The sequence below is a fragment of the Pseudomonas sp. MIL19 genome (assembly GCF_028680365.1).
GTDB classification, from domain to species: Bacteria; Pseudomonadota; Gammaproteobacteria; order Pseudomonadales; family Pseudomonadaceae; genus Aquipseudomonas; species Aquipseudomonas spirodelae.
On the sequence record NZ_JAPPVG010000002.1, the window covers coordinates 59,152 to 71,519 of the forward strand.

Here is a 12,368-nt window from a genome sequence, read left to right on the forward strand (position 1 = left end):
ACCTGACCACAACAGGCTCAGCCCTGGAACCAATGAATTCACGAGGATGCAGCCATGCTGCTCAACCTATTCAATGAAATGCGCGCCGCCAAGGTGCCGGTGTCGGTGCGTGAGCTGCTAGACCTGATCAACGCGTTGAAACACAACGTGGTGTTCGCCGATATGGACGAGTTCTACTTCCTCGCGCGCACCATTCTGGTCAAGGACGAGCGTCATTTCGACAAGTTCGACCGCGCGTTCGGGGCCTACTTCAAGGGTCTGGAAAACCTTAATCAGCACATCGAGGCACTGATCCCCGATGAGTGGCTGCGCAAGGAATTCGAACGCTCGCTGACCGATGAGGAGCGCGCCAAGATCGAGTCCCTCGGCGGCCTGGACAAGCTGATCGAGGAGTTCAAGAAGCGCCTCGAAGAGCAGAAGGAACGCCACGAAGGCGGCAACAAGTGGATCGGCACTGGTGGCACCAGCCCGTTCGGTTCCGGCGGCTTCAACCCGGAAGGCATCCGCGTCGGTGATGCGGGCAAGCGCCAAGGCAAAGCGGTGAAGGTCTGGGATCAGCGCGAGTACAAAAACCTCGATGATCAGGTCGAACTGGGCACGCGCAATATCAAGTTAGCCCTGCGTCGCCTGCGCAAGTTCGCTCGCCAGGGGGCCGAGGACGAGCTTGATCTCAGCGGCACCATCGACCACACAGCCAAAGACGGCGGCCTGCTGAATATCCAGATGCGTCCGGAGCGGCGTAACGCAGTGAAATTGCTGATTCTGTTCGACATCGGAGGCTCGATGGATGCCCACGTCAAGGTCTGCGAAGAGCTGTTCAGCGCCTGCAAGACCGAGTTCAAGCACATGGAGTACTTCTACTTCCATAACTGCGTGTATGAGTCGGTGTGGAAGAACAACCTGCGCCGCACCTCCGAGCGCTTCTCCACCCAGGATCTGCTGCACAAGTACGGCGCGGACTACAAAGTAGTGTTTGTCGGCGACGCGGCCATGGCGCCCTACGAGATCACCCAGGCCGGCGGTAGCGTCGAGCACTGGAACGAGGAGCCGGGTTACGTCTGGATCAAGCGCTTTATGGAGAAGTACAAGAAACTTATCTGGATCAACCCCTACCCCAAGGACACCTGGGGCTACACCGCTTCGACCAATATCATGCGCGAGCTATTGGAAGATCAGATGTATCCGCTGACCTTGAGCGGGCTGGAAGAAGGCATGAGATTCTTATCTAAATAATGCCGCGCACACGAAAAGCCCCAGCCGACACTCGACTGGGGCTTTTTTAGTAACGAGTATTAAACCTGCCGTCCCTGGCAGGCCGTCATCGCAGCATTCACGCCAACTGGAAGTCGGCGATTGTCACCGCATTGGCATTGGCGACCCCAGCCAGGGTGATAGTCCCACCATCAGCGCCATTGATTGACACCAGAGTGTCGTTACCAATGTCAGTGATGCTCACCCGGCTATTAAAGGTCGCCGCTGTCAGGTTGAAGTAAGCAATATTCAACAAGTCCTGGCCATTGACCGGATTGGCATCGAAGCCCGTGACGGTATCGTTGCCAAAGTTCGCCCCGAACACCAGGATGTCGTTGCCCTGGCTGACATTCAGGATGTCGTCGCCTTCACCCCCCGTCAGGACATCATTGCCCCCTCCACCATTAAGCAGGTCGTTGCCCATGCCGCCGGCAAGCACATCCGCACCGCTGCCACCGTTAAGGCTGTCGTTGCCATCGCCCCCCAGCAGGGTGTCGTTGCCGCCACCGCCATTCAGCGTATCGTTACCGATGCCGCCTTGGATTACGTTATCCAGACCATTGCCGTTGACCAGCGTGGCATTGCTACCGGTATGCACCAGGTTCTCCACGTTAGCCCGCAGGTTATGCAGGTCACTGGTGGAGTAGACGGTATCCGTTCCCCCGCCAACCCCTTCGATGACGAGGTCATTGGCGTTATCGACAAAGTAGCTGTCGTCACCAAAGCCACCCACCAGCCGATCAGCGCCAGCGCCACCATCCAGGCTGTCATTGCCATTGCCGCCTGTCAGGATGTTATTCAAGGCATTACCGGTACCGGCAAAGTTATCCATGCCGGTATAGGTCAGCCGCTCTACGTTAGCGTCGAGCGCGTAGCTCAGCAGTGAGGTCAGCACGGTATCGGTGCCCGCCCCGGCCAGCTCAGTCACCACATCGCCGATATCATCGACAATGTAGGTGTCGTTGCCAGTGCCGCCGAGCATTACATCGGCGCCAAGCCCACCATCCAGTGTGTCACTGCCGGCGCCACCATCCAGCATGTCATTACCGTCCAAACCGTTGAGTACGTCATTACCGCCGAGGGCGAATATCTGATCATCAAACGCGGTGCCTGTAAGGGTTTCGGCAGCGTTGGTACCGATGATCACGGCGCTGGCAACCAGCGCCGTAGCCGCCGAGGTGACGGATTCAAACGTGCCGCGGTTATCGGTATACGACACCACTACCCGTATCTGCTGGCTCGCCTGCGCCGCAGTCACGGTGAAGGTCTCGCCATCGGCACCGGCGATATCGCTGAACGTGATGCCGTCACCGGACTGCCATTGAAAGGCAAAGGTCACGCCGTCCAAGCCGTCGGCATCGGCCAGGCCAATGGTCGAGGCACTCAACAACTGCCCGACAATAGGCGTATCACTGCTGAGCAGCGGTAAACCGGTGGGTGCATCGTTGACGTTAGTCACCGTCGCCGTAACCTCGGAAATAACCGAGCCTGGGTAACCGCCGTCATCGACATACGAGGCCACCACCCGGAGCGCCAAGCCCACTTCGTTATCGCCAGGCTGGAAGCTGTCCCCACTGCCGACATCCGTCCACACGCCATCTATATCAGCCTGCCAGGTGTAGGTAATGGTCGCATCCAGCAAGCCATTGGGGTCACTGATGGTGTTACTGACGGTCAACAGCTGATCCTCGGCCGGGGTCAGGCTGCTAATGGTGACATTGCCAGTGGCTGGGCGATCAACCAACCACAGGGTGTGGTCAGCAAACTGCACCTGCTCGATATTGCGCAACCAATCGGTGCCTTCGGCGCCGGTGTTATCCACCACTTGGAAACTGCCGTCGAAGTTGTCAATCACATCGAAGTTGGCAAAGGCCCCGCTAAACACCGCAGTGTCTATGTCGTCCGGACTGTTGCTGTAGAGAATCTCCCGCACGATCTGCAACTGACCGGGGTTGATCTCACCAGTGAGCATGCGCGCCTTGATTTCATTCATGCTGTCGACGCTGAACCACTCACCCGGATCAGGGTTGCCGGCCGTTGGGACTGCATTCAACACACTGATGCGCACATTTAGCCAAGCATCACCATCGAGAATGTCATTCCCGGCTTTACCCTGCAGGGTGTCGCTGCCACCGCCGCCCAACAGGATGTCGGAAGGGTTGTCGCTGACAAAGGTCACGATGCCGTTGTCATCGCGCACCACAGACGCTTCGTCCATCACGACTACGGTGTGTTCCTTACCGTTCCAGGTAAAGGTTTCACGGCCCAGGTGGCTGACCAGCAAATCAAGACCATTGATACGGTCCACGCTGGACTGCTGCAGCAGGTTAGCGAAGCTTTCAAGCGGGCTGTTGGCATCAAATATCGCCGCACCACCGCCATCGGCGCCCGCGGCCCCAGTCACGACTTCGCGGCCGGTCAAGGTGTCGTTGAAGTTCCATCCCGAGAGGCCTTCAACCAAGTCAAAGCGGTCGCGCAGAATAAGATTCTGCTGGTTGACGAAGATCGGGATACCCAGGTCCGAGTCGGCCCCGTTGGGGTCGCCCTTATGCACGGCCCAGTCAAACCCGGCCATGCCGTTGCTGCGCTGAATACCGGGGCCCTGGAACATGATGTCATCGCCCGACTCACCGTCGTAGTCGGTATCGTTGCCCTGCCCATTGAGCACATCGTGGCCAATGATCGGGCTATTGAAGAACAGCTCCGAGTTTTCCCCAGCCAGGGTATCAAAGCCTTCACCGCCCTCAATCCAGTCATCGCCCTCGTTACCCAGCAGGAAGTCCGAATCGTTGCCGCCGAGGATGAAGTCGTCGCCCAGCCCACCAAATACCTCAGTGGCATCATTGCCGGTGATCACAAAGTCCTTGCCGGAACCGCCAAACACCAAGTCATTGCCCATACCCGACGAGATCACATCATTGCCAGCGTCGCCGTGCAGGAAGTCGGCGCCGCCAACTGGCGTACCCAGGTCGGTAATAATGTCGTCACCATCGCCACCGTGTACTTGGTCGGCCTCATTGCCACCATCCAAGCGGTCATTACCGGCACCGCCCCAGATCGTGTCGATGCCATTACCGCCAATAATGGTGTCATTGCCCGCTGTACCTCCGAGCACCACATGCTCACCGCCGGTAAAGCGCAAATAACCGCCATCCGCCTTACCGTCACCATCCACATCGAGGCCAGGTGCAACACGAATAACCTTGGGATGGAGGATCTGCAGAATTGGATTCGACTCAACGGGGTCAGCGCCAATCTGCTTACTGATATCCATCTCCAGGATCAGATCCGGGGTGTGGAATATCAGGCTCGGTAGGTGCGAGGAAGCCTCATCACCCAGGTCGGTGTTGCGCATGATCAACTTGGAGAAGGTATTGGCCTCAAGCTCGTTGAGCATGTTGGTGCCTTGCACCCGGCTGAGGTAGTAGAAGCGGTCACCGTTCTGCAAGCTTTCCATCTGGCTTTCAAACACGTAATTGAAGGTCGCGCCGAGCATGCCGCCAAACTCATTTTTGCGCTCAGCCAGGCCCCCAATCCAGAAGTCCACATCATTCAACCCGGAATTCTCCGCAGTCCAGGCGCCGGTGCTATTGAGGAAGTCCAGACGGTCAGTCGGCACCGTTCCGCCTGGGCCGGCAACCCCAAAGACCAATGCCATGGCCGCATCGCGCTTACCCTCTAAGGTCGTGGCACTGGTGATACTGGTGTGCGTGCCGTAGGCGGCAATGAAGTTGATGATGGATGCAGGGTTCTTCAGCTCGGGGGCCATGCCAGCCCAACTGGTGAAGGGCGCCAATTGGCTGTCGCCGGTATTGGCATAAAACTGCGCGCGCGCCTCATTAAAGCTCGGCATCCCGGTATCGCGGGCACGGGCCATATTTAGCGTGGCCAGGTCGAGCGGCAGGCCCAGCACATTGTTACGCAGCGCACTGGTGACAAACTCGTCAATCTCGTTGCCCGCCTGACGTGTCATACCGCGCACAATAGCCCCGGCAGCGGCTTCCACACTTATCGCGCCATCCCCATCAAAGGCCAATGGGTTGAGGAAGGCGGCAATTAACCCGATATCGTCCGACTGCATATTGATATCCAGGCGGTCTACCGACTCGGTGAGCATCGAGTGGCCAAAGCGATAAACCACATGGGCGAATTCAGCCACGATGGCCGGATCGATGTCAGGCGAGTTGGAAAATACGAAGGGGTTGATTGCCGGCTGTACGGCACGGGCAAACTCTTCGAAAACCAGGTGTTGGTACTGCATTTCGGTGACAAACCGACCCGCCTGGAACAAACGCTCACCATCCCAATTCAGCGCTGCAATACCTTCCGGAGTCGTCGGTACTGCGCTCAAGTCAGCCAAATCGGTCAACAACCATTCATTGATGAAGTTCAGGTCTGCGCTGTCCAGAATGGTCTGTTTGTATGCCTCGACCAACCGATTGTGTTCAGAGTGAAAGATGGTATGCACAGCCGTCAGGCCGATATTTTCGTTACCTCGACCGTCACCAGTGATGAAGTGCCGATCCAACAGTTCGTCATCATAGGTGCCGACCTCCTGAGGCAGGATCGGCATATTGTTCGGCCCAACCGGCAAGGTTGGATCGAAATCGGGGTTGGGAGTTGAACCCACGGCCGTATCGGAGTCCGCCAGCAACTCAGTAGGCGCAGTGAGTGGGTTGTTATCCAGGTCGGCAAAGCCAGGGGCCGCACCGTGTGCGATGTCATCCAGGAAGGCATGATTGGTGCGGATCGTATCGGGAGGCAGCAACAAGCCCTGCCCACCATTGGCACTCGGATCGCCTTCGATCAACCCACTGACCGTAACGATTTGCACAAAACCGTTGGGGCCGCGCAGGAACGCACCATAAGCATCGGTGGCCAGCAAAGGCACGTTGTGTACATCCATGTCCACCAGTTGAATGCCCAGCATCGAGCTGGCCTGAGCCTTGACCTCACCCCAGTTGCCTGCGCCGTGCGCGCCACTCAGCAAGTGCCCTGTGGCCATGGGCTTACCGTCGACCATGACGTATTCACGCAGGAAGACCTGATGTGAAGGGTGCGAGGTATAGGTTTGGTTCTGGTCGACAAACGGCGTGGTGGTATTGATGCTTTCATGGGTGGTGTCGTCGGCGGTTCCCATAATGCCGTCAGCACCAGGGCCATCCACTTGAGTGGCGCGGGTCAGTACCATGAAGTTGGTCTGGCTGCCCTCTACATACAGCGGGTCATCGGGTAGCAGCGGAACAAACACGGTGCCATTACCACCCTTGGTTACCAGGTCCAGACCATGGTCAAAAAACTGGCCGAATAACGTCATCCAACCGTTGAAGGCTGGCGATAACCCGATGTCCGGAGATTGGTTTTCGATGCCGATGGTGCCGTTGTCTGACACGGTCAGGCCGGCACTCTCCATTTCCTCTCTCAACGCCGTAAAGGCCGCTGCATGCACGGCCTTGGCATCAGCTAACTGTTGTTGCGCTGCCGCCAACAGAGTGGGGTCGTTACCTGCTGCGATGATGCTCGCTTGCGCGGCCTGAATCAGCACGTTGGCCGCTTGCACCGGCGCATTAAAGGTGGCGATAACACTGGCCTCGCCATAAGGATCTGCATGCCCCGCCAATTGCAAAGCTGCCGCCACGGCGGCTGGGTTATTGGCGCTTTGATCAACAATTAAGTTACTGGCAATCCGCGGCTGGGAGTCGAATACGAAGCCACTGGTTTGTGTGTAAGACGTCTGTACCTGGGGTCCGAACTGGATAGGCGAGAGATCGGCTTCACGCAAGCTGGCCTCAACCAGGCGCGGCATGATGTTATCGGCAGCGCCCAAGGCCTCTTGCCCAGGTAACAGACTGTTCCAAGAGCCGTCCACCGTGCGCAAGCCATATGGCAACAAGGGGCTGCCAACCAGTTCGGGCAGGTTTTCTACCGCTCCGGTCAACGGGTTGGTACTGGCCTCAGATATCTTAATTTGCTTAAGGATGAACTCGAGGTCCTGCTGGGTGACGGTGAAATCATATTGGCTGCTAGACATGATGAACGCTCCAAATGAAGTATTCCCCCATACCTGATAAAGACCAAAAGTCCCCCTCGCGACACGACGAACGCGTGTTTAAGCGATTGATTAAACATTCATTTTTTGGCGGTTACGCCGCCTTGGGGCAATGCACAAGCCTGTGGCTTGACGTTACCCAGCGAACCCGGGTGGTCCGTGGAATGTGCGTGCAAGCAGGAAGTGCCCTTGCGTTGCAACGCGGCTAACGAGGTGAAGTGAAACGACCATGATTATTCGTTCCCTAGCATTGACTGTTCCATACCCTGAAGCCGCAGACTCTACGGTCTCGTCGCCTGCTTCAGGCCCTGCCCACAGTTAGACTTAAGGCGCAGCACGAACAACTGTCAACATACCGTCTATCTAAAATAAAAAATCCTTTAGTAATCATAAGTGACTGGTTCAAATAACAAATAACAAATTGAAATAAATATATAGGGCGACTAAACATTCAATCCACGGCCTTGCAGAAACTGCTAATCCCCATCTATACCTAGCGTGAAAGTCGCTTTTATCAGCGGCGTTCATGGGCGCTGTTTCACATGCGATATCTACCGGCCAGAGTAAACAGCAGATCGACGCTCCTTACCGTCAGCCTGCTCAACACTGCGGCGCATTGGAGAATCTATATGGACATGTTGCCGTCCCAGCGTACTGAATTGGCCGACGTGTTGTTTCGCTTGCGTCGAACGTTCTACGTACTGGCTGCCTTCAGCGGGGTGATCAATGTATTGATGCTGACCCCTGCGGTTTACATGTTGCAGGTTTACGACCGCGCCCTGGTGAGCAGCAACGTCACCACTCTTTTGATGCTCACCTTGCTGGTGCTGGGTCTTTACGTGTTGATGGCCTTGCTTGAGGTGGTGCGTTCGAGCGTATTGATTCGGGTCGGTAACCGGCTCGACATGATGCTCAACAGACGTGTTTTCACAGCAGCCTTTGAACGTAACCTCAGGCGCAGCGGCGGTAACCCAGCACAAGCCCTGCAAGACTTGGCAATGGTGCGGCAGTTTCTCACGGGCAATGGTTTGTTCGCGTTCTTCGATGCCCCCTGGACCCCCATCTACCTGCTGGTGATTTACCTGGTTCACCCGCTACTCGGGCTTATTACCCTGATTGGCTCACTACTACTGTTTGCACTTGCCTACCTAACCGAAGTCACCACCCGCAAGCCTCTAGGCGAAGCCAATAAGGCCTCCTTGATGTCGGGCAGTTTTGCCAACAACAACCTGCGCAATTCAGAAGTCATTGAAGCCATGGGCATGCTTCCAGCCATCCGCAAGCGCTGGTTCGGCAATCACTTGCGAATTCTTGAAATGCAAACCCTCGCCTCTGACCGGGCGGCCTATATAAACGGGGCGACGCGCTTTGTCCGTGTCACCCTGCAATCGCTGATTCTTGGGGCTGGCGCGCTGCTGGCCATTCAAGGCGTGATCACGCCTGGCATGATGATCGCCTGCTCCATTCTTTCCGGGCGCGCACTCGCCCCGGTAGAACAAGTCATTGCTGCCTGGAAGCAAGTACTCTCCAGCCGCAGCGCCTGGGCGCGGCTCAACACGCTGTTGAATGACTTCCCTGCCCGACCGATCTCGATGTCGCTGCCCAAACCGACCGGCATGCTCAGCCTAAACGGGGTATTTGCCAGCCCCCCAGGCTCACCTAATGCGACTCTGCGCGGTGTAAGTTTTAACCTGCAGCCAGGAGAGGCACTCGGCGTGATCGGCCCCTCGGCTGCCGGCAAATCGACCCTCGCACGCTTGTTAGTCGGCGTCTGGCCTGCCTATGCCGGCAAGGTACGCCTTGATGGCGCAGACATTTTTCTCTGGAATAAAGAGGAGCTCGGCCCCTGGCTCGGCTACCTGCCACAGGATGTGGAGCTGTTCGAAGGCAGCATCGCCGAAAATATTGCGCGTTTTGGCGAGATCGACAGCGAAGCGGTGATTCTCGCCGCCAAGCAAGCCGGCGTGCACGAGATGATTTTGCATTTGCCGCAAGGTTACGACACCTACCTCAGCACCGATGGTGGCTCGCTTTCGGGAGGGCAAAAACAGCGTATAGGCCTGGCCCGCGCGCTCTACGGCGACCCTGCACTGGTTGTCCTTGATGAGCCCAACGCCAGCTTGGATGACGTCGGCGAAGCAGCCCTGGTGATGGCGCTGCAAGACCTCAAACGCCGTGGCAAAACCCTGGTACTGATCTCTCATCGGCCCGCCGTACTGAACATGGTGGACAAGCTATTGATGCTGCATGAGGGCGCCGTGCAGATATTCGGCAGCCGTGACGAAGTCTTCGCCAGCCTGCGTCAGGCCAATGTCGCGCATAGCCAGGGCACCGCTCCCACTCTGGCGTCCGTCAAGAGCAAGGAGTGATACGTCATGTCCAACCTTGAACACGAGCATAAGGGCCTCATTCTGGCGAACCCTGAACAGGTGATCGACATTGACGATCGCCGTCACAGCCGCTGGGGCCTCTGGTTAGTATTTGCCGGTTTTGGTGGGTTTCTGTTGTGGGCCAGCCTGGCACCGCTGGATGCGGGTGTGGTGGCCACTGCCACAGTCAATGTGACCGATGCCCGCAAAACGATCCAACACCTCACCGGCGGTTCGATACGAGCCATTCTGGTTCGTGAAGGTGACCACGTAAAAAGCGGTCAAGCACTGATTGAGCTCGACTCAACCCGTGCAATCGCCGAGCAAGGCGTGGTCAGCTCTCAATATGTGGTGCTGCGTAGCGTCGAAAACCGTTTGCAGGCCGAACGTGACGGTGCCAGCTCCGTCAGCTTTGACCCGCAACTGGTCACCCGCTTTGCCGACGACCCACGTCTGATTTCGGCCATGACACTGCAGCAACGCCTATTCAATACCCGTCGCGCGGCTCTGCTCGGTGAAGCCGGTATTTTGCGCGAAAATATCCTCGGCGCCGAAGAGCAACTCAAAGGCCTGCGGCAGATTCAAGGCTCGCGTAGCGCCCAGGTGAACTTTTTAAAACAGGAGATGGTAGGCGTTCGAAGCCTGGCGGCAGAGGGCTATGTGACGCGCAATCGCTTGTTGGAACTGGAGCGCAACGGCGCCGATTTGAATGCGGCGCTGTCGCAAAATATTGCCGACATAGGCCGTACTCGTAACCAGATTGCCGAACTTAAGCTGCGAATTTTGCAACTTGAGCAGGACTATCAGAAGGAAGTGCAATCGCAACTCAGCGACACTCAAAAAGAGGCCACGGCCCTGGCTGATCGGCTGCGCGCACTGGATTACGAAGTCACCAATACAGTGATCCGCTCACCCATCGACGGCGTGGTGCTGGGCTTGAATGTCTCAACGGTTGGCGGCGTCATTCAGGCCGGCCAAACCGTTATGGATGTGGTGCCCGCCGGCGAACCGCTGCAGGTGGATGCCATGATTCCGGTGCAAGCGATCGACAAAATGATCCCTGGCCTGCCGGTGGACATCACCTTCCCCGCTTTCAACCATGCGCAAACACCCAGTATTCCCGGCCGGGTAATGACCATTTCGGCAGATCGTTTGATCGACGAAACCAACAAACAACCTTATTACCTGGCGCAGGTTGAGGTGACGAGCGCAGGCATGGATAAGCTCGGCAACAGCATGATCCGCCCTGGAATGCCGGCCACCGTCACCATCAAGACCGGCGAGCGCAACCTGATGAGCTACCTGATGAAACCGATGTTTGACCGCATTGATGGTGCCTTCAAGGAGCAATAACATGACCGCCAGACTGCTTCTGTGCCTCGCTGGACTCGCTAGCCTTCCCGCTGTTGCCCTGGACTTGCAAGAGGCCTGGTCAATCATGCAACTCCAAGGCCCTACCTACCGCGCTGCCGTTTATGAACGTGATGCAGGCCTGGAAAACCGCGCGCTGGGACGAGCAGGCCTATTACCGCGGATCAATGCCAGCGCCAATAAAAGTAAAATTAATGGCACCCAAGAACAGGACAACATAGTCGGCAACTCCGTGAGCAACGATCTGGATTACGACTCGCAAAACCTTGCTGTGCAGTTACGGCAACCGTTGTTCAATCGGCAGAAAATGGCTGAGTACCGCCAGGGTAAATACCGCGCTGACTACAGCGAGGCGGTGTTTGATGCCAAGGCGCAAAATGTCGCGGTGCGCCTAGCCAATCGCTACTTTGACGTGTTGCTCGCGCGGGAAACCATTGATTTAGCTAACGCCAAGCTCAAGGCCTTCGAGCAACAAGTCAGCGCCTCACAGCGGCGCTTCGATCTGGGCGACGGCACCATCACCGATGTTGACCAAGCCACGGCGCGCCGCGATTTGGCCATGGCCGAGTTGATTGAAGCGCAGGACCGCTTAGTCGTTGCCCTGCGCCTGCTGCAAGAGATGATCGGTGAAACGCCGCAACAGGTCGCGACCCTGCACGACAGGTTCACTACGACACTGTTGCACCCCGGCAATTTACAAGCTTGGTTAGACAAAGCGCAGGTCCATAACCCCGCCCTGAAAGCGCGTAATTTTAACCATAGCGTGGCGGAAGAAGAGGTTAATCGAGCTAAAAGCGGCCACTGGCCGACCCTCGACCTAGTGCTGGGCTACACCAACAGTGAGAGCGACTCACTGTCCACCATCAACCAACAAAACCGTTATGCATCCGCTGGGCTGGAGTTCAACATGCCGCTGTTTGCCGGCGGTGGCGTCAGCGCCCGCGTGCGCCAGGCAGTGGCCAGCCGTGAACAAGCCAGCGAGGAAGTGAATGCCGCGCGCGAGGAGGTCTTCTCCTCGATCACCCGCGAGTTCCGCGGCGTGCAAAGCGGTCAGGCCCGCATCAAAGCACTGGAAACGGCCGTAGCGTCGAGTAAGCGTGCACAAGACTCAGCCAAGAAGGGCTTTCTCGCGGGCTCCAGCACCAACGTCGACATTCTCAACGCCGAGGAGCAAGTATTCATCGCCCGACGTGACTTGCTCGAGGCCAAATTGCGTTACCTGCTGGCACGCCTGCAACTAGCGGCGGCCGTTGGCCTGCTCGGTGATGACGATATCAATCAAGCCAACGCTTACCTGGGCCCAGAACTGGTCATCAGCTTCTAGGCAT

Annotated in this window: 5 protein-coding genes; 4 read left to right on the plus strand and 1 reads right to left on the minus strand. The window is 57.1% G+C overall.

Annotated features, from left to right (window positions below):
* The first annotated feature begins 54 nt into the window (after positions 1-54).
* Positions 55-1,233 carry a vWA domain-containing protein gene (locus N1078_RS02115; RefSeq protein WP_274086557.1) on the plus strand — a complete coding sequence of 393 codons (1,179 nt, stop codon included), beginning with the start codon at positions 55-57 and terminating at the stop codon, positions 1,231-1,233.
* 97 nt (positions 1,234-1,330) lie between these two features.
* On the opposite strand, the gene N1078_RS02120 is transcribed toward N1078_RS02115, so the two are convergent.
* Positions 1,331-7,282 (minus strand): peroxidase family protein, encoded by a 5,952-nt coding sequence (locus N1078_RS02120; RefSeq protein WP_274086558.1) that lies wholly within the window; start codon positions 7,280-7,282, stop codon positions 1,331-1,333.
* A 647-nt stretch (positions 7,283-7,929) separates the two neighbouring features.
* Here N1078_RS02120 and N1078_RS02125 point away from each other — a divergent pair.
* The 3 genes from N1078_RS02125 to N1078_RS02135 are packed head-to-tail and all read left to right on the plus strand — an operon-like array spanning position 7,930 to position 12,364.
* Positions 7,930-9,669, plus strand: a complete 1,740-nt coding sequence (locus tag N1078_RS02125) for a type I secretion system permease/ATPase (protein WP_274086559.1) — start codon at positions 7,930-7,932, stop codon at positions 9,667-9,669.
* Positions 9,670-9,675: 6 nt separating this feature from the next.
* Entirely contained in the window at positions 9,676-11,022 is a 1,347-nt protein-coding gene (locus N1078_RS02130) for an HlyD family type I secretion periplasmic adaptor subunit (protein WP_274086560.1), read from the plus strand.
* Position 11,023: 1 nt separating this feature from the next.
* Entirely contained in the window at positions 11,024-12,364 is a 1,341-nt protein-coding gene (locus tag N1078_RS02135) for a TolC family outer membrane protein (protein WP_274086561.1), read from the plus strand.
* The last annotated feature ends 4 nt before the right edge of the window (positions 12,365-12,368 follow it).